Annotated in this window: 20 protein-coding genes and 1 other RNA gene; 13 read left to right on the top strand and 8 right to left on the bottom strand. The window is 44.3% G+C overall.

Annotated features, from left to right (window positions below):
* The first annotated feature begins 76 nt into the window (after positions 1 to 76).
* Positions 77 to 1,714, top strand: coding sequence for an acyl-CoA carboxylase subunit beta (locus tag QQL36_RS25480; RefSeq protein WP_321567197.1), 1,638 nt, complete (start codon positions 77 to 79; stop codon positions 1,712 to 1,714).
* Between the two features lie 239 nt (positions 1,715 to 1,953).
* A complete protein-coding gene (gene rnhA / locus QQL36_RS25475) occupies positions 1,954 to 2,412 on the top strand; it encodes a ribonuclease HI (protein WP_083728827.1) in 459 nt (152 codons plus the stop codon).
* A 250-nt stretch (positions 2,413 to 2,662) separates the two neighbouring features.
* On the opposite strand, the gene QQL36_RS25470 is transcribed toward rnhA, so the two are convergent.
* The 6 genes from QQL36_RS25470 to QQL36_RS25445 form a co-directional block, all read right to left on the bottom strand.
* The gene (locus QQL36_RS25470) at positions 2,663 to 3,829 is read right to left on the bottom strand and encodes a hypothetical protein (RefSeq protein ID WP_321567196.1); all 1,167 of its coding nucleotides are present in this window, start codon (positions 3,827 to 3,829) and stop codon (positions 2,663 to 2,665) included.
* Positions 3,830 to 4,016: 187 nt separating this feature from the next.
* Positions 4,017 to 4,454 carry an SsrA-binding protein SmpB gene (gene smpB / locus QQL36_RS25465; protein WP_083728823.1) on the bottom strand — a complete coding sequence of 146 codons (438 nt, stop codon included), beginning with the start codon at positions 4,452 to 4,454 and terminating at the stop codon, positions 4,017 to 4,019.
* 78 nt (positions 4,455 to 4,532) lie between these two features.
* Entirely contained in the window at positions 4,533 to 5,381 is an 849-nt protein-coding gene (gene accD, locus QQL36_RS25460) for an acetyl-CoA carboxylase, carboxyltransferase subunit beta (RefSeq protein WP_083728821.1), read from the bottom strand.
* 241 nt (positions 5,382 to 5,622) lie between these two features.
* Positions 5,623 to 6,690, bottom strand: coding sequence for a class II fructose-bisphosphate aldolase (gene fbaA, locus QQL36_RS25455; protein WP_083728819.1), 1,068 nt, complete (start codon positions 6,688 to 6,690; stop codon positions 5,623 to 5,625).
* Between the two features lie 102 nt (positions 6,691 to 6,792).
* On the bottom strand, positions 6,793 to 7,596 hold the full coding sequence (locus QQL36_RS25450) for a helical backbone metal receptor (protein WP_321567195.1): 804 nt from the start codon (positions 7,594 to 7,596) through the stop codon (positions 6,793 to 6,795).
* 18 nt (positions 7,597 to 7,614) lie between these two features.
* Positions 7,615 to 8,973, bottom strand: coding sequence for a pyridoxal-phosphate dependent enzyme (locus QQL36_RS25445; protein ID WP_321567194.1), 1,359 nt, complete (start codon positions 8,971 to 8,973; stop codon positions 7,615 to 7,617).
* 103 nt (positions 8,974 to 9,076) lie between these two features.
* Here QQL36_RS25445 and bioD point away from each other — a divergent pair, with 103 nt between their 5' ends.
* From bioD to QQL36_RS25395, 10 genes are all read left to right on the top strand, one after another.
* Positions 9,077 to 9,709 carry a dethiobiotin synthase gene (bioD, locus tag QQL36_RS25440; RefSeq protein ID WP_083728813.1) on the top strand — a complete coding sequence of 211 codons (633 nt, stop codon included), beginning with the start codon at positions 9,077 to 9,079 and terminating at the stop codon, positions 9,707 to 9,709.
* Between the two features lie 14 nt (positions 9,710 to 9,723).
* Positions 9,724 to 10,305: a 5-formyltetrahydrofolate cyclo-ligase gene (locus QQL36_RS25435; RefSeq protein WP_179091286.1), complete on the top strand. Its 582-nt coding sequence runs from the start codon at positions 9,724 to 9,726 to the stop codon at positions 10,303 to 10,305.
* 3 nt (positions 10,306 to 10,308) lie between these two features.
* Positions 10,309 to 11,376: a tetraacyldisaccharide 4'-kinase gene (gene lpxK / locus QQL36_RS25430; RefSeq protein ID WP_083728809.1), complete on the top strand. Its 1,068-nt coding sequence runs from the start codon at positions 10,309 to 10,311 to the stop codon at positions 11,374 to 11,376.
* Between the two features lie 11 nt (positions 11,377 to 11,387).
* The gene (gene rnr / locus QQL36_RS25425) at positions 11,388 to 13,604 is read left to right on the top strand and encodes a ribonuclease R (RefSeq protein ID WP_321567193.1); all 2,217 of its coding nucleotides are present in this window, start codon (positions 11,388 to 11,390) and stop codon (positions 13,602 to 13,604) included.
* A gap of 34 nt (positions 13,605 to 13,638) precedes the next feature.
* The gene (locus QQL36_RS25420) at positions 13,639 to 14,610 is read left to right on the top strand and encodes a polyprenyl synthetase family protein (RefSeq protein WP_083728805.1); all 972 of its coding nucleotides are present in this window, start codon (positions 13,639 to 13,641) and stop codon (positions 14,608 to 14,610) included.
* A gap of 323 nt (positions 14,611 to 14,933) precedes the next feature.
* Positions 14,934 to 16,601 (top strand): amino acid permease, encoded by a 1,668-nt coding sequence (locus tag QQL36_RS25415; RefSeq protein WP_321567192.1) that lies wholly within the window; start codon positions 14,934 to 14,936, stop codon positions 16,599 to 16,601.
* A gap of 221 nt (positions 16,602 to 16,822) precedes the next feature.
* The gene (locus QQL36_RS25410; protein ID WP_083728801.1) at positions 16,823 to 17,260 is read left to right on the top strand and encodes a DoxX family protein; all 438 of its coding nucleotides are present in this window, start codon (positions 16,823 to 16,825) and stop codon (positions 17,258 to 17,260) included.
* Positions 17,261 to 17,376: 116 nt separating this feature from the next.
* Positions 17,377 to 18,402: a Smr/MutS family protein gene (locus QQL36_RS25405; RefSeq protein ID WP_083728799.1), complete on the top strand. Its 1,026-nt coding sequence runs from the start codon at positions 17,377 to 17,379 to the stop codon at positions 18,400 to 18,402.
* 22 nt (positions 18,403 to 18,424) lie between these two features.
* Positions 18,425 to 18,811: RNase P RNA component class A (gene rnpB, locus QQL36_RS25400), an RNA gene on the top strand.
* Between the two features lie 48 nt (positions 18,812 to 18,859).
* The gene (locus QQL36_RS25395; protein WP_321567191.1) at positions 18,860 to 19,276 is read left to right on the top strand and encodes a DUF4870 domain-containing protein; all 417 of its coding nucleotides are present in this window, start codon (positions 18,860 to 18,862) and stop codon (positions 19,274 to 19,276) included.
* 104 nt (positions 19,277 to 19,380) lie between these two features.
* Here the strand turns inward: QQL36_RS25395 and QQL36_RS25390 are convergent, their stop codons facing one another.
* On the bottom strand, positions 19,381 to 21,066 hold the full coding sequence (locus QQL36_RS25390; protein ID WP_321567190.1) for a S8 family peptidase: 1,686 nt from the start codon (positions 21,064 to 21,066) through the stop codon (positions 19,381 to 19,383).
* A 667-nt stretch (positions 21,067 to 21,733) separates the two neighbouring features.
* Positions 21,734 to 22,273 (bottom strand): hypothetical protein, encoded by a 540-nt coding sequence (locus QQL36_RS25385; RefSeq protein ID WP_321567189.1) that lies wholly within the window; start codon positions 22,271 to 22,273, stop codon positions 21,734 to 21,736.
* Positions 22,274 to 22,603: 330 nt separating this feature from the next.
* Between QQL36_RS25385 and QQL36_RS25380 the strand changes: the two genes are divergently transcribed.
* Positions 22,604 to 23,368: an IS110 family transposase gene (locus tag QQL36_RS25380; protein WP_321566635.1), complete on the top strand. Its 765-nt coding sequence runs from the start codon at positions 22,604 to 22,606 to the stop codon at positions 23,366 to 23,368.
* The last annotated feature ends 4 nt before the right edge of the window (positions 23,369 to 23,372 follow it).

Genomic DNA, 23,372 nt, shown 5'->3' with positions numbered 1-23,372 from the left:
CCCCGCAGAAGCGTTTTTATTTGCCCCCAATCCCTTATTTTTAAGAAGAATCATCCCCGAACACAAAACAATCGTTATGGAAGCACAGCAACTGGACAAGAACAGGAATGAAGATGCCATGCGCAGATCGCTCAGTACCCTGAAACAACGCCTCGCCATTGTAGAACAGGGCGGAGGTAAAAAGAACCTCGAAAAAGTCCGGCAGCGGGGCAAATTGACTCCCCGTGAACGTATCGCATATCTCTGTGACAAAGACGCGACCTTTATTGAAATAGGGGCATTTGCTGCCTATGGGATGTATGAAGAACATGGTGGGTGCCCGGCGGCAGGCACTGTCGGAGGTATCGGCTACATTGCCGGGCGGCAGTGTATGATCGTGGCCAATGATATGACCGTGAAAGCGGGGGCCTGGTTCCCTATGACGGGGAAGAAAAACCTTCGCCTGCAGGAGATCGCAATGGAGAATCATTTGCCCATTATTTACCTGGTAGATAGTGCGGGGGTATACTTGCCTATGCAGGATGAGATCTTCCCGGATAAGGAGCATTTTGGCCGTATATTTCGCAATAATGCGCGTATGAGTGCGATGGGTATTACACAGATAGCGGCGGTGATGGGTAGTTGTGTAGCAGGTGGTGCGTATCTGCCTATCATGAGTGATGAAGTGCTGATGGTAGAAGGTAATGGTTCTATCTTTCTCGCAGGGCCATATTTAGTAAAGGCGGCTATTGGTGAAACTATAGATGCAGAGACCTTGGGTGGCGCCGTGACACATACAGAAATTTCAGGTATTGCTGATTATAAATTCAAATCAGATGAGGAGTGTCTGGATCATATAAAGAAAATAGTCAGCAAGCTGGGGCACCCGGCCGATGCGGGTTTTGACAGGGTCGCAGCTGTTGCTCCGGCAAAAGATCCTTCGGAATTATATAGCCTGATTCCTGAAGATAGTACCCGTCCTTATGATATGGTGGACGTAATTTCAAGGATAGTAGATAATTCTGAATTTGATCAATACAAAGAAGATTATGGTAAAAGCATTCTGTGTGGCTATGCCCGCATAGATGGTTGGGCAGTGGGTATAGTAGCGAATCAGCGGAAGATAGTAAAAAGCAGGAAAGGTGAAATGCAGATGGGTGGTGTGATCTATAATGATAGTGCGGATAAGGCAGCCCGTTTTATCATGAATTGTAATCAGAAGAAAATACCGCTGGTGTTTTTACAGGATGTAACCGGGTTTATGGTGGGTAGCCGTAGTGAACATGCGGGTATCATTAAAGATGGAGCAAAGCTGGTGAATGCAGTGGCGAATTCTATCGTTCCCAAAATTACAGTAATCGTGGGAAACTCTTATGGTGCGGGCAACTATGCGATGTGTGGGAAGGCATATGATCCACGTTTTATCTATGCATGGCCCAATGCAAAGATTGCGGTAATGGGAGGGGAGCAGGCGGCAAAGACATTGTTGCAGATCCAGGTGGCTTCGCTCAAAGCAAAAGGGGAGGAGATTACGCCTGAGGATGAAAATAAATTGCTGTCTGAGATCACAGCGAAGTATAATAGTCAAACCACGCCCTATTATGCGGCGGCTAGATTATGGGTAGATGAAATAATAGACCCATTGGATACACGAAGAATAATTTCTGAGAGTATAAAGGCCGCGAATCAGGCCCCCGTGGAGGGTAATTTTAGTTTGGGCGTATTTCAGGTGTAATACAAAATACTCGTCCCTACCAAAGAAGCCGCCACCGCTGTCAAGGAAAAAGAAACCAGCCAGATTAAAGAAATGAAAAAAGATTTCTTTAATCTGGTTACCATTTAAGCTACTACAGGAGGAATAAGACCGACCTTTCATACTGTACGCTGGTCACAATATTCACTACGCTAAGAAAAAATAAGATCTTTCTTGCTTGCTGTCGCAGGCCCAAACCAAATTTCCTATCTTTGCCCGCTATGTCCGAAGTAATAATCTACACAGACGGTTCATCCCGCGGCAATCCAGGCCCAGGCGGCTACGGCGTCATCCTCATGTGGAACTCAGTTCGCAAAGAACTCTCCCAGGGATATCGCAAAACCACCAACAACCGCATGGAACTCCTCGCTGTTATCGTCGCGCTCGAAACGCTCAAAAAGGACGGTTTGCCAGTCCGCATCTTCACCGACAGTGAATACGTAGTCAATTCTATTGAAAAAGGTTGGCTCTGGAACTGGGTAAAGATCGGCTTCAAAGACAAAAAGAACAAAGACCTCTGGCAGCGGTTTATTCCTGCTTACAGAAGACAGCAAGTGAAATTTACCTGGGTAAAAGGGCACTCTACCAATCCACTCAATAACCGCTGTGATGAATTGGCTACTGCCGCTGCTGATAGTGGACAATGGTTGATAGATCAGGGGTTTGAAGCGGGGAATTAAAAAGTATTCGCAAAGGATTTATAAAAGCATTCGGGAAGCATTCAATATAAGTTTTCGTATTACATTCAATAAACGAGGCCGTATCTTACTTAAGATATGGCCTCGTTTTATTCGGGTACCTAATGGAGGTAGTCCTTTAAGCACTTCTAAGGAGGTTTATTTATTTTTGATGCAATCTCTTTTATTGAAAAGGATTTAAAACATAATATCATTAAATGCCTAAACCCATAGAATGCATTAGTTAATCACATTAAAAACTCGCATAATGCTTCATCACAATATTCGTTATCTCCCCATAAGACCTCCCAACTGCCGCCTGAAACAATTCCCCCACCGTAGGTGAAGGCAAATCCTGCCCGCCAATCAACTTCCTATCCTCCGGGGTCAGCACCCTTTCATCTCCCTTAAAATAACAAAACGAATTACTCCATCCCGCATCCGCAGGCAACACAATCTTCTCCATATCATCATCATTCGCCCCATCTATCAGATAACACACAATATTCCCCCCAGTCACCACACTCACCGTATTAAAATACAACACCCCTTTATATGTCTCCTTCCTCACCTTATCCGCTTGTCTCGGCCGCTTAGTCGTATCCGCAGGCTCTATAATCTCTACCGTCTTTACCAGCTCCCTATAATTCTTCTGTATATTCGGCTTACTCACCAGAAAATCTTCCACCCTGATATCCACCACATAATCTGCATGGAGCTTATTTTTCACTACTTCACTTTCCGGCAATATCTGCACAAAACTATTATTATTCTTTGCCCGCAGGTTATTCAACACATTATCTCTGAAGATCGCTGCACCCGGCTCCAGGGCTCTCTGGTCATACTGTGATACCAATGCTACATCGCGTACTTCCACAACAGCCATTCCCATCTGGTACGCCTGCTCCATCATGTCCTTCGCATTCTTATAATCCGGCACCAGCGACAAAGCCGCCTGGAAATTACTATATGCTTTCCGTGCACTAAATCGATCTCCATTCCTCAACAACGCCATCCCATGATCATATCTCGTAGCTGCTGCCGTATCTCTGGATGCAGATATCGCATTCCGGTAATCCTTCGGTGTCACCACCGTAAGGCATGCCGGACACGCTTCAATATTATTATAGAGGTTTTGCAGTACCTGGTACTCCCTCAATGCTGCTTCAAATTTTAAATTTGCAGTGGTGCCCAATGCAGCCGACGCATTTTTTTCATGCAACTGTACTGATTGCGCATATGCCTGTGGCAATAAAGTCAGTGAAGTCTGGTGTGTGGGAGTTTTACGGAGTTTCTTTACAAATGCAATAACGGCTTCGTCATAACGGCCCTTATTGTACAATTTCTCCCCTGATTTGCAGGACAATGCAAAAATAAGTGGTGCTATCAGCCACCAGCGACAGTTAGGTTTGTTTATCATGATATAGGTATAGTCCCCCTTGTATAAAAAGAGCTTACTTTAGATGCTACCTGATCAGCTATGTGTATCTCCATGATAAAAAGCCTTTACTTCAGATACCATTTGATCTCTCTGAGAACCCTGCAATTAAAATCTTTCCTTTCAGATACCGCTTGATCTCTCTCTGAGAATCCTGCAGTTAAAATCCTTACTTCAGATACCGCTTAATCTCTCTCTGCGTATCTCTCTCCTTAATAGACTCACGCTTATCATGCATTTTCTTCCCTCTGCCAAGTCCTATCTCCATCTTCGCCAACCCCTTCTCACTCAAAAAAATACGTAATGGAACGATGGTAAACCCTTTCTCCTTAATCTTCCCTTCCATCTTACGCAGCTCCCGTTTTGTCAACAGCAACTTACGCTCGCGCAATGGGTCATGATTCGCGTAGGCGCCATGCGAATATTCGGTGATATGCAGGCTTCTAACAAACAATTCTCCTTTAGAAAAATAGCAGAATGAGTCATTAAAACTAACCCGGCTCTGTCGGATAGATTTAATCTCAGTACCTGTCAATACCATCCCTGCAATAAATTTATCCTCTATTGCGTACTCATAAAATGCCGATCTGTTCCTCAGTTCTGCCACTTTAAATTGGGATTTACAAATTGCGGATTACAATGGCATGAATTCACACCAGCTGTAATCCGCAGTTATTTTAAAAAATTAGTTTTTAAACAATTCGAGCAACTGTGCCAGTTTGGCCTTCATTTCTTTACGGTCAATGATCAGGTCCAAAAAGCCATGTTCCAGCAGGAACTCAGCACTCTGGAAACCCTCAGGCAAGTCTTTCTTGATCGTTTCCTTAATGATACGTGGACCAGCGAAACCGATCAGGGCCTTAGGCTCTGCAATGTTCAGGTCACCCAGCATTGCGAAAGAAGCCGTTACACCACCCGTGGTCGGATCTGTTGCCAGAGAGATGAAAGGCAGCTTCGCATCCGCCAACTGCGTCAGCTTGGCAGAAGTTTTTGCCATTTGCATCAGGGAAAAAGCACTTTCCATCATACGGGCACCACCAGATTTGGAGATGATCATTAATGGCATTTTGTGTGCAATACAATAATCAATGGAGCGGGCGATTTTCTCACCTACCACTGAACCCATAGAACCGCCAATAAAAGCAAAGTCCATGCAGGAAACCACCAGGTCGTTACCAAATACTTTACCCACACCTACACGCATCGCGTCTTTCAGTCCGGATTTCTTCTGAGCATCTATTAACCTTGCGCCATATGGCTTTAAGTCCTTGAATCCCAAAAAGTCCTTTGGATAAATATTAGGGAACAGCTCTTCGAACTGATTGTTATCGAATAAGATCTCGAAATATTCAGCAGAATCGATACGATTGTGGTAATTACACTTATCGCACACGTAAAAGTGGTCCTTCAGGTCTTTGACCGTAACTGTTTTTTTGCAGCTAGGGCATTTGTGCCACAAACCATCCGGCGCTTCTTTCTTCTCACTTGTAGACGTTTGAATGCCTTGTTTAATTCGCTTAAACCAGCTTGACATATTGAACTATTAGGTTACAAAATAGTTGTGCAAGATACAAATTAAATTAACTTCAAAAGTATCTCGTTTGCAATATTATAATAAAACAGGTTGGCGGTCAGGTTTTTCTTTGAGAACGGGCAGGCTGAGAGCTGATTTATTCAAAAGTGGCTGGTTTTCAATCCTTCCGGAGTCCACCTTAAAAGAAAAAGCCGGTAATTTTCACAATTACCGGCTTCCCTGAAGTATATCTCCCTCAATATTAAGCATTTCTGCCAATGCAGTTCAGATCTTTGAACGCCTCTTCCAGACGTTTTACAAAAGTCTCTTCACCTTTACGCAGCCATACACGAGGATCATAGAATTTCTTATTTGGCTTATCAGCACCCTCTGGGTTACCCAGCTGAGCCTGCAGATAATCTCTCTTGGCTTCGTAGAAATCATGAACACCTTCCCAGAATGCCCACTGCATATCTGTATCCAGGTTCATCTTGATTACACCGTAACCCAGTGCTTCTGTAATCTGATGCTTAGGAGAACCTGAACCACCATGGAATACATAATAAACTGGTTTAGCAGCAGTTTTGTGCTTAGCCTGGATGAAGTCCTGGCAATTCTGCAGGATCTCAGGACGCAGTGCCACGTTACCTGGTGAATATACACCATGTACGTTACCAAAAGCAGCAGCTACTGTGAAACGAGTACCTACCTGAGACAGTTGCTCGTAAGCGAAGTTTACATCTTCAGGCTGAGTATACAGCTTGGAGTTGTCTACGCCGGAGTTATCAACACCGTCTTCTTCACCACCAGTTACGCCCAGCTCGATTTCGATGGACATACCCAGCTTGTTCATACGCTCGAAATATTTTTTAGAGATCTCGATGTTCTCATGGATTGGCTCTTCAGAAAGATCCAGCATGTGGGAACTGTACAGTGGCTGACCAGTTTGTTTCTTAAATTCTTCACCCGCATCCAGCAGACCGTCGATCCATGGCAACCATTTTTTAGCAGCATGGTCTGTGTGCAATACAACCGGTACACCGTAGTATTTAGCTACTTCATGTACGTGTTTTGCACCGGAAATGCCACCTGCAATGTTTGCCTGCAACTTATCATTCGGCATTCCTTTACCTGCAAAGAACTGTGCACCACCGTTAGAAAACTGAATAATAACAGGTGAGTTTACTTTTGCAGCAGTTTCCAGTACAGCATTTACTGTATTAGTACCTACCACGTTTACCGCAGGCATTGCCCATGCATTGTTCTTGGCATCATTGTACAGCGCTTCCAGCTCTTCGCCGAATAATACGCCAGCTCTGTATTTTCCCATAGCTTTCGGATTGTTTTACATTTAAGGACAGCAAATATAAGTACTAAATAACAAGTTTTATAGTGTTAGAATCATGTTTTCTAGTGATTTATATGATATTCGTCAAAAAAAAGCCTGATTTTGGTAGAAATTATCCCGAAAATAAGCCGCAGCGCGCAAGATTCTACTACCATACCAGCTGAACATTTCTCCATCTACCAGCTGAACAGGAAGAGAGGTAAAAAATGGAAAATGGGCTGCTTTGAAAGGAAAAGGTTCAGAAGATAATAGAACTAATTGACAATCAGTATACTGTAATTCATCAAGGGTGATAACAGGGTAACGGGTCCTTTTTTTAAAAACATTCTCAAACCCACATTGCTCCAACATGGCAGATATAAATGTGTCTCCTCCGGCTACCATCCAGGGATCTTTCCAGATGAAATAGGCCACTTTTTTGTGAGGAGGACCATTTTTAGAAAAAAAGGCCAACTGCTCAAAGGCTGTTTTTATCTCCGAACAAATTTGCACCCCCTTTGCTGCCCGGTCTGTAATTGCACTAATTTGTGAAATCATTTCCAGGGCACTCTCCAAATCATGCACATCTGTCACCCAAACCGGGAAATCGGCCATCAATGATAAGATCTGCTCCCGTTCATTCTCCTCCTTATTAGCAATGATCAGATCCGGTTTTAACTCCCTAATCTGATCTATATGTAATTTCTTTGTTCCTCCCACCCGGGTTTTATCATTCACCGGGTGAATACAAAATTTTGTCACTCCCACAATCTCATCAGAAAGCCCAAGATCAAATAATAACTCTGTTTGCGAAGGAACTAATGATACAATCCGGTGAGGTGGAAAGGACAACCTCACCGGATTGCCAGTTTGATCTTTAAGCGGTAAATCAGAAAATGTAGTATCCATCTTTCCGCTGTTTACATCTTAGTTGCCAAGTGCCTGAATAATATCGTATTTCGTAATGATGTGTGCCTTTCCACTTTCATCGCGTGTCAGCACCGCACCATTTTCTTTATTGATATAAGAAGACAATTTCTCTATCGGCGTATCCATTTTTACCTCCGGGAATGCAGCCTGCATCACCTGTTTGATCTGCGCATCTTTCAGGTTCACATCATCAATCAGTCTGTTGAAAAGTCCATTTTCAGAAATAGAACCTACTATTTCCTGCTGATGTAAAACCGGGATATGTTCGATATCATACTTCTTCATTTTAGTAATCGCCTCACTCACTTTCTCTTCCTGTTCTACCGTTACCAATGGCTGGTTACGGCGACCATTCACCACATCTTTCACTGTCTTCACATCGAGGAAACCTCTTTCCATCATCCACTGATCATTGTACACTTTACCTACATAACGGCTGCCGGAATCATGGAAAATCACCACGACTACATCTGTTGGATTTAAAGATGCTTTCAGTTGTAATAGCCCTGCAATCGCAGAACCGGCGGAGTACCCCACAAAAATCCCTTCTTCTTTGGTAATACGTCTTGCCATCACAGCCCCGTCTTTGTCCGTTACTTTTGTAAAGGCATCGATCACATTCATGTCGTAGTTCTGCGGTACAAAGTCTTCGCCAATACCTTCGGTGATGTAAGGATAAACTTCCGACATATCCAGTTCTCCTGTTTCAAAGTATTTCTTCAGCAGGGAACCATAGCTGTCTATGGCCCATACTTTTATGTCCGGATTCTTTTCTTTCAGGAACTTGCCCGTACCGGTAATGGTACCGCCAGTACCCGTGGCCACAACCAGGTGAGTCACCTTTCCATCTGTCTGTTCCCAGATTTCAGGACCCGTTTGTTCGTAGTGTGCATCACGATTGGCAAGGTTATCGTATTGGTTTACATAGAAACTGTTCGGCACCTCAGTAGCCAGCCGTTTGGATACGGAGTAGTAGGAGCGGGGATCTTCAGGTTCTACGTTAGTAGGGCATACGATCACCTCGGCGCCTACGGCTTTGAGTATGTCTACTTTTTCTTTGGACTGTTTATCGGTGGTGGTAAAGATACATTTGTAACCCTTGATCACAGCGGCCAGCGCAAGACCCATACCTGTATTGCCGGAGGTACCTTCAATGATGGTGCCGCCTGGTTTTAGTAAACCTTGTTTTTCTGCGACTTCTACCATTTTGATAGCCATACGGTCTTTGATAGAGTTGCCAGGGTTAAAGAATTCTACTTTGGCAAAGACAGGGCAGGGAAGGCCTGCGGTAACGCGGTGGAGTTTTACCAATGGGGTGTTTCCTATGGTTTCAAGGATGCTGTTGCAAAACTTCATAACTATATTAAATTGATCGGAGCGAAAATAAGGTAAATGAATGATTTGCCCCAAATCACTCAATAACCACTATATAATTAATATACAATATCTTTGCACAATTATGACAAACCGCATCTTCATCACCGGCATTGGCACGGGCGTAGGCAAAACCATCACCTCCGCCTGTATCACCGAGTCCCTCCAGGCCGATTACTGGAAACCAGTGCAAACCGGTCTGAAAGAAGGCACTGATACTGACACCATAAAAAATCTACTCACAAATCCAGTTTCAAAATGCCATAAAGAGGCCTACCGCCTCCTGGAACCAGCCTCTCCGCACCTCGCTGCAAGGCTCGAAAACGTAACCATTAATGTAAAAAGAATAATAGAAATAGCTGAGACTTACCAACCGGCCAACCGCCCCCTCATCATCGAAGGCGCCGGCGGCCTCATGGTACCTATCACTGAAACGACCTTTACCATCGACCTGATCCAACAACTCAAAGCCAAAGTCATTATCGTGGCAGGCAACTACCTCGGCTCCATCAACCATTCATTACTCACCGCAAAAGTCCTCCAGCAGGCACAAATTCCTGTTCTGGGCTGGATCTTCAGTGGCGAAACACATACTAATGAAGACGAAGTTGTCACCTGGTCCGGATTCCCCAAACTGGGAAGGATTCCTCAAACCAGCCATATTGACAAGGCTTTTGTAAAGGAACAGGCAGAAAAGCTATCTTTACAATTAAAATAACTCAGCGTACCATATTGTTAACAAAAAAGGATATACGCCGGGAGTTTCTTGAAAAAAGACTGAATACTCCCTCCGACGAGATTACCAAGCTCAATGCGCAGTTGCTCGCACAATGCAGGCTACTGGATTTCAGCCCTTACAAGCTGGCACACATTTTTCTACCTATCAGGGAAAAAAAGGAAGTGGATACACCAGCTCTTGTAGACTATACCCGGATCCATTTTCCGGACCTCCAATGGGTAATTTCACGTTCCAATATGGCCGATAGCACCATGTTGCATTACCTTTGGGATCAAAACACCGTACTGGAAAAGAACAACTACGGCATTCCCGAGCCTACATCAGGTACCCTCATCGCGCCATCTGAGCTGGACCTGGTATTCGTACCACTGCTGGCATTCGATACCGCCGGCCACCGCGTAGGCTATGGCAAAGGGATGTACGACCGCTTTCTGGAACAATGCCGCCCGGATGTTACCACCATCGGACTGTCATTGTTCGACCCGGTAACCGGCATTGCCGACATCGGCACCTGGGATGTTCCACTGCATATCGTGGTCACACCCAATACGACTTATCATTTCACAAAAAGCTGATGCATGCTGCAATATCTTAAGATCTTATTATATCCTTTCTCACTTTTGTACGGTTTGGTCATGTGGACCCGCAACAGGATGTACGACAATAAAGTACTCACTGCTGTGGAATTCGACCTACCCGTGATCGCTGTGGGCAACCTTTCTGTAGGAGGCACTGGCAAGACTCCCCATGTCGAACACCTCATCCGCCTGCTCAAAGACCGCGTACACACCGCTACCCTGAGCCGTGGCTATAACCGCCGTACCAAAGGCTACCTGCTGGCAGATGAAAACAGCACCGCCTCACAGCTGGGTGATGAACCCATGCAGTTTCACCAAAAGTACCCGGACATCAGCGTCTGCGTGGGCGAAGAGAGAATGCTCGCCATTCCCCAACTGCTCGGAGAACGCCCCGAAACACAGGTGATCCTGCTGGACGATGCCTTTCAGCACCGCTCTGTAAAACCAGGTATGAACATTATGATCACCGACTACAGCCGCCGGTTTACCAAAGATCATGTGGTACCATTTGGTCGCCTCCGGGAAGGACGCAAAGGATACGAAAGGGCCAATTGTATCATCGTATCCAAATGTCCACCCCACCTTTCTGAAACTGAAAAAAACGCTATCAGGCAGGAAATCAATCCCTTGCATGAACAACATGTATATTTTACCACATTGCAATATGGTCAGCTGTACGACCTGTTCAGCGGTGCACCCACTACTATACCGGCAGATACAACACTGTTGCTGGTAGCCGGTATCGCCCGTCCTGAACCACTCCTGCAGCACTTGAAAAGCAGCCACCGGGAGGTCTTCCAGCTGCCTTTTCCCGATCATTATTACTATGGGGTGCACGACCTTGATAAGATACAACGTGAACTCGGGAACCTGCCCGGGGAGAATAAAATGGTGATCACCACCGAAAAAGATGCCGTAAGGCTACAGCTCCTGGCCCCGCAACTCCGGGAGCGAAACATAACCATCGCCGTTATGCCGGTGGAAATATCTTTCCTGTTCGGGGAAGGAGATTCATTTAATAATTATATTTTTGATTACGTGGAACAGTTTGGAAGTAACCATGATTAAATGTTACGAGAATGACTAAAAAGAAAAAACCTCAAAAAGAAAAAGGCGCTAGCAGCAGAGAAAAAGGCAGTAGCAGCCAAAAGAAAACCTACAAGGGAACAATAGAAATCACCCGTTCCGGCATGGCTTTCGTCATCGTCGAAGGACAGGAAAAAGATGTACTTGTAAGGCAGAAAAACCTGAATACCGCTTTAGACGGAGATGAAGTAAACGTGGATGTTATCAAACCAGCTAAGAACCAGGGACGAATGGAAGGAGTGATAACGGCGATTACTAAACGTAAGAAGACAGAGTTTACCGGCACCCTGCAGGTGAATAAGGGATTCGCATTCCTTATACCTGACAAGGGTATCTTCATGCCGGATATATATATTCCAGCGAACGAAGTAAAAGACATGAAGAGCGGCGATAAGGCCGTAGTCAGGATTGTACAGTGGGGCGAAAAGACCCGCAAACCCGTTGGCGAGATTGTAGAACTACTGGATGCCAGCGATACCAACGACCTGGCTATGAAGGAGATCCTTATCGAAGCGGGCTTCCCGCTTAGCTTCCCGGCGGATGTGATGCAGGAACTACAGGCCGTCAAAGAAGACATCAGCAGTGATGAAGTAAAGAAACGTAAGGACTTCCGCAAGACCCTCACCTTTACCATCGACCCTGTGGATGCCAAGGACTTTGACGATGCCCTCTCTGTCAAAAAGACCCGTGGTGGCTGGTACGAGATCGGTGTGCACATTGCTGACGTAAGTCACTATGTACTGCCGGATACTGCGCTGGATAAGGAAGCAGACAAACGTGCTACTTCCGTATACCTGCCGGATCGCGTACTGCCTATGCTGCCGGAAAAGATCTCGAACGAGCTCTGTTCCCTGCGTCCGCACGAAGATAAACTGACATTCTCTGCCGTGTTTAAGATCAATGAGCAAGGGGAGATCAGGGAGCAATGGATTGGCAGAACCGTGATCCATTCCGATCATCGATTTACCTACGAAGAGGTACAGGAGATCATCGAAAAGGGAGACGGACCTTACAAAGATGAATTGCTGTTGCTGAATACCATCGCACAGACTATGCGCAAAACACGTATTCAACATGGCGCTATCAACTTCTCTTCGCAGGAAGTTCGCTTCCAGCTGGATGAACATGCAAAGCCGATCGGCATCATGATCAAGGAGAGCAAGGAAGCCCACCAGTTGATCGAAGAATTCATGCTGCTTGCCAATAGAAAGGTAGCAGAATATGTATACAATATCCGCATCGGCAATAACCAGCAGGTGCCGTTCCCATATCGTACCCACGATACACCGGATGAAGAGAAGCTGAAAGTGTTCTCTGGTTTCGCAAACAAGTTCGGTCACAAGCTGGATCTTTCTAACCCTGAAGCGCTGGCGAATAGCTTCAATGCAATGTTGCAGATGGCGAAGGGCAAACCTGAACAGCATGTACTCGAAACCCTCGGTATCCGTACCATGGCCAAAGCCGTTTACCAGACGGAAGATATCGGTCACTATGGATTGGGTTTTGATCACTACTGTCACTTTACATCTCCGATCCGTCGTTACCCCGATGTATTGGTACACCGGGTGGTAGCGCAGTGCCTGGCCAATGATATTCATGCTGATAAAAGGATGGATGCAATGTGTAAGCACTCTTCAGAGATGGAGCGCAAGGCGATGGAAGCAGAAAGAGCTGGGAACAAATACAAGCAGGTGGAATACATGCAGCAGTTCCTGGGCGAGACTTTCGATGGTGTGGTGAGTGGGGTCGCTCATTTTGGTTTCTGGGTAGAGACAGTGGATACCAAGTGTGAAGGACTGGTGAGTTTGCAGAGTATGATGACGAAGGATGATTTTAAGTATGATGAGAATGAATATTCACTGATAGGTATGAATACGGGTCGGAAGGTTCGTATTGGAGATAAGGTGAAGGTGCAGGTAGCTGCGGCAAACCTGGTAAAGAGACAGCTGGATTATGAGCTGATAGAAGATGAGGATGCAGATTTCCCGCCGCAGGGTAGAGTAGTACGTGGTCGTGGCGGAGAAGCTCCACGCAGCAGAAGAGACCAGGATACTGATTTTAATCGCTCTCCCCGCGGCAAAAGGCAACCTTCCGAAAGGAGTGGCGGCCCTGCCAAAGGCAAACCAGCTAAAGGTGACAGATCTGCCACTGATAAGAAGAAATCATCCTCTGCAAAGAAGGGTGGCGGTGCTTCCCGTAAAAAGGCATAATTTCGACCTGATTCATAATTATTGACAAGATACCATGCATTCATTTCAGGAATTAACGATCCAGTTTGGAGAACACTTTGCGAAGGAACATTTTCCGGAAAAACCTAAGAAATTGTACGATGCGGCCAGCCACATACTCAAAATAGGTGGGAAGCGTATACGCCCTATACTGGCACTGATGGGCAATGAATTGTTTGATAATATTCACCCTGACTCGTTCCAGGTAGGAACCGCGGTGGAGCTCTTTCACAATTTCACCCTCGTACACGACGATTTGATGGATAAGGCCCCCCTTCGCAGAAACCACCCAACCGTACACACTCTGTATGGTGATACCGCTGCGATCCTGGCCGGAGATGTGATGCTGATCAATGTATATGAATACCTGAACAAGGTACAGCCTCAGCATAAACAAAAACTGTTAGCCGCTTTTAACAAAGCTGCGATCGAAGTGTGCGAAGGCCAGCAGATAGATATGGACTTTGAAGAGATGGAGCCGGAGCATGTACAATTCGATGATTATGTAAACATGATCGCACTGAAGACTTCCGTATTGCTGGCAGCCAGTCTGAAGATGGGTGCTATCATTGGCGGGGGAAGTGAATACAACCAGGATCACCTGTATCAATTTGGTAAGAACGTAGGGATTGCCTTCCAGATCCAGGATGACTTTCTGGATGCCTTCGGAGATCCGGAGAAATTTGGGAAACAACAGGGGGGAGATATCTTAGTGAATAAAAAAACCTTCCTGTTGCTCAAAGCACTGGAACTTTGTAATGCTACACAGCGGACCAAGCTGAAGGAGCTGTTAGCAACTAATCCGGAAGATAAGGTAGCGCAGGTGCTGCAATTATTCCATGACTGTCAGATTGATCAGTGGGCGGAAAAGGAGAAGGAAAGGTTCCATGATCTGGCATTGGAGCACCTGGAAAAGATCGCGGTATTATCTGCCAGGAAACAACCATTGATCGAACTGGCTGATTTTCTCTTAAAAAGAGAACATTAATGCATAATGCAGGACAACCATCTGCCACAAGATCCGAACTGGCTGATTTTCTCTTAAAAAGAGAACATTAATGCATAATGCAGGGCAACCATCTGCCACAAGATCCGAACTGGCTGATTTCCTCTTAAAAAGAGCGCATTAATGCATAAAGGAGATCACTACCGATCGATTTGGCTGATTTCCTTCTGAAAAATAAAGGAACTTCAGGTAACAAAGATTCGAACTCCCTGATTTTCTGCTTCAAAGCGGGCATTAATTAAATTTCAATATATTCGCATCATCGCTAAACCTAAGGAAGGTCAACAACAAAATATCACCACCAGATGTCTAAATCGCTGTTTCGAAAGAAATCTATTACTACTATTCTGAAAGATGCACAAGATGGTTTATCAGATGACGCACATGGTGGCGGGTTACATAAAGTTCTGAAAGTAAAGGACCTGACAGCAATGGGCATTGCTGCCGTCATTGGCGCTGGTATCTTTTCAACCATTGGCGAAGCGTCGTTTCATGGTGGTCCCGGGGTTTCCCTGTTATTTGTTATTACTGCTATCACCTGTGGTTTTTCGGCCCTTTGTTACGCCGAATTTGCCAGCAGGGTACCCGTGTCGGGAAGTGCATATACCTACTCGTATGTGACCTTCGGAGAACTGGCAGCCTGGGTGATTGGTTGGGCGCTGATCCTGGAATACGCCATCGGGAACATTGCCGTAGCCATATCGTGGAGCGGCTATTTCAATAACCTGCTCGCTGGTGTAGGAAAGGCTTTTGGGATGAATTTATCCCTGCCGGTGTGGCTGACGAGTAATTATGATAGTGCTACGCCTGAAATTTATGCAGCGGCACCGCACATTGGAGGCCTGCCTGTTATACTGAATTTACCTGCTTTTATTATAGTAATTTTAGTGACTTACCTCGCTTATGTAGGTATCCGTGAGAGTAAAAAGAGCGCCAACTTCATGGTGGGGCTCAAGATCGCAGTGATCCTCTTTGTAATTATAGTCGGTTCATTTTATGTACATCCTGACAACTGGTCACCGTTTATGCCAAATGGTTTTTCAGGGGTACTAAAAGGTGTGTCTGCCGTATTCTTTGCCTACATAGGTTTTGATGCGATCAGTACCACGGCTGAGGAGTGTGCAGATCCGCAGCGCGACCTGCCCAAGGGCATGATCTATTCATTGATCATCTGTACCATATTATATATCCTGATTGCATTTGTATTGACAGGGATGGTATCTTATTCACAGCTGAAAGTAGAGGATCCATTAGCATTCGTATTCAATGCGGTCAACCTTCACAAAATAAGTTTCCTGATATCTGTAAGTGCGGTAGTAGCCACCACGAGTGTACTGCTTGTATTCCAGATCGGTCAGCCACGTATCTGGATGAGTATGAGTCGTGACGGGTTGTTGCCAAAGAAATTCAGTAAGATCCATCCGAAGTTCAAAACACCTTCATTTGCAACAATTATCACAGGTGTGATCGTAGGTGTACCTGCGCTCTTTCTGAACCTGACCGTTGTAACAGACCTGACCAGTATCGGAACTTTATTTGCATTCATCCTGGTATGTGGTGGGGTATTATTACTGCCCCCGCAGGAGAAAAATGATGGTAGCAAACGATTCCGTTTACCATATATCAATGGGCAGTATATCATACCAGCGATCGTGCTGATCTTCATTTTTATATTCAGAAAAGAATTACCAGGCCGTTTCTCATTTGAGGGTGGCTGGGATGTATGGAAACACAATATTCCATTCTTCTTCTTTGCCATAGCAGCCGTGATCTTTGTGGTGTTGTCATTTGTAAAGAAACTGTCGGCGATACCTGTTCTTGGTTTGCTCAGTTGTTTTTACCTGATGACAGAAATTGGTTTCAGGAACTGGGTAGTGTTCACGATCTGGCTCATCATCGGTTTGACTATTTATTTTGGCTATAGTTACAGAAAGAGCAAGCTGAATCAGGATATACCAAAGCATACTTTCTAAAATATTCATATCAAATAAAAAGAACGGTTTTACCAAACAAAAGGTAAAACCGTTCTTTTTTATAACCAGTCCCCAATAAAAAATAGGAAATCTTCCATGTTGCCGCAGGCCTGTTTTATTTAACTACCTCACCTTTAACAACTTGCAGCACTTATCTAATTTGGAAAGTCCATAAAAAAATTATATATTTAAGTAGTTCTTTGATCCTAAACTCATATTTTATGAACCTGCTACAGCGAATTGACCATTGGGGCGAATCGCATCATCCAAAATGGGTTGATGGCATTCGCGTCCTTCTTGGAATATTTTTGTTCTGGAAAGGAGTTGTATTCATTCAAAATATCGATGTTCTCAAAGCCGTGATAAACCAGAGCCCGTTTATCACCGTATTATCCTTCTGGCTTGCTCATTACATTGTCTTTGCTCATCTCCTGGGCGGGGTCCTTATCACATTTGGCCTCCTCACCCGAGCTGCTGTCATCGCACAGATCCCCATTCTACTTGGCGCCCTCTTCTTTGTACATACCCCTACAGGGTTATTCAATGTACATAGCGAATCCGGCCTTTCCATCCTTGTTCTACTGTTGCTGTTAGTATTTCTTGTAGAAGGTAGTGGCCCCATTTCTTATGATGGTTATATGCGCCGGCATCCTGCATGACCGGCTGCAAAGAAGTAAGAGTCCCATAATTTATGTAGTTTTGCTGCACTGCGATACAGGTAGCAGGGGGATTCCTGCTATCTGTCATTGTTATTTAGAGACGCAGTGTAGTTATCATGAAGTACGAAATTGGAGATAAGATATTATTGCTTCATTCAAAAGAAGAAGGTACTGTTGTCGACATTATCAATAACGATATGGTGATGGTAGAGATTGGCAAAGTTACCTTCCCCGTGTATCTGGATCAAATCGATTTCCCTTATTTTCACCGGTTTACAACCGCGCCCAAGAATGGCAACCCACCTGCCAGAAAATCTGGTTTTGATATTAAGCCTGAAAAGAAACAGGATACTTTTAAAATGGACAAAGGGGTATTCCTCTCTGTACTGCCTGTATTCCGTGTAGAGGGATATGAGGAAAATGTAGAACAACTCAAGTTTCACCTGGCCAATGAGACCAATACAGCCTGGAAGTTCCATTTCCAGGTATACCTCAAAAATCAGCTGGAACTGGAGATGAAAAACGAAATTCAGCCATTTGCAAATTTCTATCTCAGCGACCTTCCTTTCGAAGCGCTGAACGATAGTCCAAGAATAGAATTCACCTTCTATCCCAAAGAACCAGATCCAAAACTGGCGCCGAGTTTCCAGAAAACCTGGAAGATGAAAACAAAGCAGATCTTCCAGCAACTGAGTGATTTACAGGCCAGAAGAAACGCTACATTAAGTTATTTACTGTTCGATAAGTTTCCGCCAAAACCGGAAAAATCGGGTAATGATTTCGATACTCCTTCAATCGGTAAGTTCGCAGCGTCTAATACGACCACTTCGACCAATACCCTTCCTGAAGTACCCCTTACACCTAAGTACGAACTGGACCTGCACATCGAAACGCTCACAGACGACTGGAAAGGGATGAAGAACATTGAAATTCTTGCGATACAGCTCAATGAATTTGTGCGTTACCTGGAACTGGCCATTTCCCACCATCAACATAATATGTTCGTGATCCATGGGGTAGGGAAGGGCAGACTCAAGGATGAAATTCATAAGATATTAAAAGATACGCCTGAAGTAGATAAATTCTCAAATGAATATCACCCCAGGTACGGATTTGGTGCAACTGAGATATTTTTTAAGTAACCTTTTTACTATTTTTGCAAAAACTACAAACCGTGCTATCGTTCCAGGCAACTGGTAAGGAAAGTCCGGACAGCATAGAGCAACGCACCACCTAACTGGTGGGGACCTGTTCTCCTCGTCTCTGACGGCGTGCACAGGTCACAGAAAGTGCCACAGAAAATGACCGCCTTGTCTTGTACAGGGTAAGGGTGAAAATGTAGGGTAAGAGCCTACGTTCTGGAATGGCAACATACTAGAAGGGTAAACCTTGCGTGCTGAAATGCCATGTATACGGTCGATTAAGGGCGGCTCGTCCAATGACCGAGGGTAGGCAGATACAGATGACGTGCGAACGTTGTCGCAGATAAATGATAGCATCAGTCGTCGCAAGACGATTGAACAGAATCCGGCTTATAGGTTTGTAGTTTTTGTTTTTATCTTCACATGGAATAGCTTACACCCAAATCTATTATACCCAATGAATCAAAAAGACGAAAAAACCTGGGCGATATTTATCAGCCTTGCCGGCATTATAGGAATGACAATAGGGCTTATTTCTCCTGTCGGTAACATTATTGCTGTACTTGTACTTTGGCTGATCAAAAGAGAGCAGTCTACTTTCCTGGACACTGAAGGGAAGGAAGCGCTGAACTTCCAGATCACCATGAGTATCGCAGCGTTGATCGTAAATATGATTTTCTTCTTTATTGGTTCCCTCTGGACCCTCACAACTTTCTGGTGGATGTCCAGCTCACCTAATTTCAGTTTTAGGTTTGTAAGCGGCCGTAATGGGATTGTATGGTTGATCAATGTGATATTTTCTATTATCGCTACCATCAAAGCGAGTAATGGAGAGGTATATAGATATCCAATCAACCTGAGACTCGTTAAATAATTAAAAAGGGCTTTTGCTATCAGCAAAAGCCCTTTTTTCTCTGAAAATGGTTTTCATGCCTGTTGGTGAATCCCCTTTTTCAGCAATGCTTTTATACGGATATTTTATCCTTTTTTGATCTTCATTACTTTTGGTTTCTTCCCCAGTTTCTCCACCTTCATGGTACTTGCTACCTTCAGGGCATTATAAGCATTCACCAAACCACCCGTTGCAGACAAATCAGCAAAGGCGACTGTCTGACCAGGCGCACCAGGTTTAGTTACTTCTTTCGTACCGTCAGGCAAAGGCACTGCCGATTTCAACAATACATATTTCAACTGCTCTGCAGTCAGATCAGGGTAGTAAGACAATACCAACGCCGCTACACCGGCTACGACCGGACAAGCCATGCTGGTACCACTCAGACTGCCATATTTATTACCACCTGGCAGGGTAGCATAAATAGATACACCTGGTGCAAACAGATCTACCGTACGCTTACCGTAGTTAGAGAAGCTTGCCACTTTAGCACCTGTTTTACCATTACTGGTGGCACCCACAGTCACGACATTACCAGCCACACCACCGTTCAGGAAATCGGCATTGGGGAAGTTGTCAGTACTGTCTACATTCTTACCATCATTACCCGCTGCATGTATCAACAATACATTGTGGTCCGCCGCATATTTGAAAGCAGCATCTACCCAATCCTTATGCGGAGAAAATGATTTACCAAAGCTCATATTGATAATACGCGCACCATTGTCTACTGCATAACGAATAGCCAATGCTACGTCTTTATCACGCTCATCACCATCTGGTACTGCTTTCACTGCCATGATCCTTACATTGTCTGCCACACCATCCATACCTACACCATTGTTTCTTGCAGCTGCAATGATACCGGATACGTGAGTACCATGGAGACCAAATTGTCCCATTACATCATTATTACCGTAGTATTTGTCGTTGATATCATTGATATCATCGCCTACGATTTCCTTGCGTTTTGCATTAGGTGTATAGTTGTCAGAGATCTCTGCTTTCTTTTTCAGGTCTTCTATGTACTCTTCGAATTCAGGTTTGAAATCAGCATAAGTAATAGCAGAATCGCCGGTGCTGTTAAACAGGCGGATCATGAAATTCTTTGCCACCATTACATCTTCGTCCTTAGTCTGGATGCTGTCGAGTTTGGGTACACTGAAGTCGCTGGTATGCAGGAAGGTGGTGAGAATGCCGCCGGCTTTATTCACGTTGTCCTGCAGTTTCAGCATGGCTCTATAAGTCGTTTTGCTTTCAGTAGAAGGTTTGGCAATTTTGCTGGATACCTTTAACCAATAATTATATTCTTTTGAGTCGTGGTTGAGTGCGGAATCAGGATTTACATATTTGTCCTTTAACCGTACATATTCCCTGGTCGCTTCGTCAGAATCATCTTTTAAGCTACGGCCGTCCTTTCCACCTAAAAAATTCCATCCATGTACATCGTCTACATAACCGTTCTTGTCATCGTCAATTCCATTTCCGGGAATTTCTTTTGGATTCGTCCATAAAATGGACTTCAGATCTTCGTGTAGTGTATCGATACCTGAGTCGATCACAGCAACGATCACAGGGGTACTTTTTCTCCCTTTTAACAGTTCAGTGTAGGCGCGCTGCACGCTGGTGCCATAAACGCTGTCAGCGGCGTAGTCCAGCAGGTGCCAGTTCTTTGGTACTGCATTACCCTGTGCATAGGCCGAATTAGTTGTAAGTGCAGTCATCATCGCAACACATCCTGCCATGACTGCTATTGCTCCGCTAGATTTCATTAGTCTGTATTTTTTCACAATAAGCATATCAATACAAATACCATAAATGGTTAAAGGTTATATAAAGTGTAACGGGCCAAGATAAGACGAATTGATGAAGAGGGGAAATAGAATATTATGATCAGTTGAATGGTGTGGTAGATGGGGGTGAATACCTATTCGTAGAATGAAATTATTGAATATTATAAAATATTTTCCACTATGGAGCGTAGGACGATTTTCTTTGAAAAGTGGCTACGGGCACAACAATAATACGATTTAAAGGCTAAACTGCTGGTAAATAGCAAGGAAAGTAGCACGAAAGTAGAATATGAAATTCCAGGAAAAAGTGTAATATTTAGAGCTGGAAGAATAATTAGGAGACTCTCCAATTATTTTTCTCATAAGCATGGTTTCCGTTTAACGAAAAAGCGAGGTTCTCTAACCTCGCTATTTTTTTACCTATTTGTCGCTCATTAAATGTGGCATGTTCCAGATGCCTGGGTTTTGGATGTTGATTGGTTTTGGTATAAAACGAATTTATTATTTTTTTATTGTATATGTTTAGGCGTAAAAAGGTAATAAATTAATGCAACAGCAATAATTTGATCATTGCACAACACAAGTCATGCAGGTGTGCTTCACACCAACAGCTATGCAGCAATTTATTACTAATTCATCCAGGTATTTATTCCAGTTTCAACTCCCTGGGCGTTTCATTTCCCGGTAAATCTACAGCCACTACGACTACTTTGCCGCCTGATGGCAGATAACCAGCCTTATAATACCAATCCACGCCATTTCTGCCTAAAACAGCCTTTCCTCTTTCCAGCATAGCACCTGCCGCATCGTGTACCCGTACGTCCACTTCTACTACCCTGAATTCATCCTTTGCTGTTACTACTACCGTCCCCTCTTCCAGTCGGATATTCTGAATCTCCGGCGACTTGTATGCATCCTTTATGGCCAAGTTATAAGCATTCTGGCCAGGACCTGCCAGTAACTTATAATATGCCTTCAGTTCAGGGTCCTGCAGGATTGCCTTCGCATAAGCTGCGGCTATGGTCATCTTATACCTGGCTTCCAGCTGCTTTTTTGTTGGCTTTTTCATTGACGGACCGCGTTTTTTGGCCATTATAATCTGCCCGTTCCTTTCGTAGATCGTGAGTTGCTTGCCGAGGGTGCCTCGTACAAGTTGAAGGAGTATGCTGTCTTTTACAAGTGCCATAACAAACAATTTTGAGGTTACAAGACAATATTAAAACCTTCATCCGAACTATAGTGCAACTTCGTTACCAAATGAGTACTAATACTTCACTATAAGTACACTTCAATATCGATTTGATATACAGATGTACTTTTAATGTACTTATGGTATACTTATGGTGCACTTGTAGCATTAAAGCTATGCTATAGTTTACCCGGCTATTCGGCAATAAAACATTCATGAAAGAGGGTATTCACTAAGAGGCATGAAACCCATTTTTAGAAAAAACCCTCATGAACCGGGTTCACAAACGACTATGAAAATGGTGGTACCTTCGACAAAAGTACTACCATGGAACAATCACATATCAGTTTTGAACAGGTTGTGAGTCGCGGCTGTGGCCTCGATGTTCACCAGGAGAATGTAGTAGCCACCATCAGAGGAAATGGGTTGGAAGAACAAACCCGCACTTTTAGCACTTTCACAAGTTCACTTAGGGACCTGGTAGCTTGGCTTGAAGAATCCGGCATTACACATGTCGCAATGGAGAGCACGGGGGTTTACTGGAAGCCTGTTTTTAATATACTGGAACCTCACTTTGAACTTATTCTGGTCAATGCCCGGCATATTAAATATGTGCCGGGGCATAAGACCGATCGCAATGACAGTGCCTGGATTGCAAAATTATTGCTAAGCGGGCTACTAAAGGGAAGTTTTATTCCACCGCAATACACTCGCGAATTACGGGAATTGTACCGATACAAACGTAAAGTAATAGGACAGCGGTCCAGTGAATATAACCGGTTACAGAACATTTTAGAGACAGCCAATATCAAATTGAGCACTGTAGTCAGTGATGTATTCGGTGTAAGTGGCTGGTCAATGATCACTGCCATTATTGAAGGAGAACAGGATCCTATGATATTGGCCAATTTGGCAAAAGGTAGGCTCAAAATCAAAAAACAAGAGCTTATTCTTGCATTAGAAGGCCATCTTAATGAGCATCACCGTTTTATGCTCAGCCTGTCTAAAACTGTTATTTTACAGCTAAATGACCTACTTGGTCAGGTGGATAACCGTATAGATCAGTACTTAAAAAATGGGAGGAAGAAGTAAAATT

The sequence above is a fragment of the Chitinophaga sp. LS1 genome, from assembly GCF_034274695.1.
Classification (GTDB): domain Bacteria; phylum Bacteroidota; class Bacteroidia; order Chitinophagales; family Chitinophagaceae; genus Chitinophaga.
The sequence above is the reverse complement of the archived record's forward strand: the minus strand, read 5'-3'. Positions and strand labels throughout refer to the sequence as shown.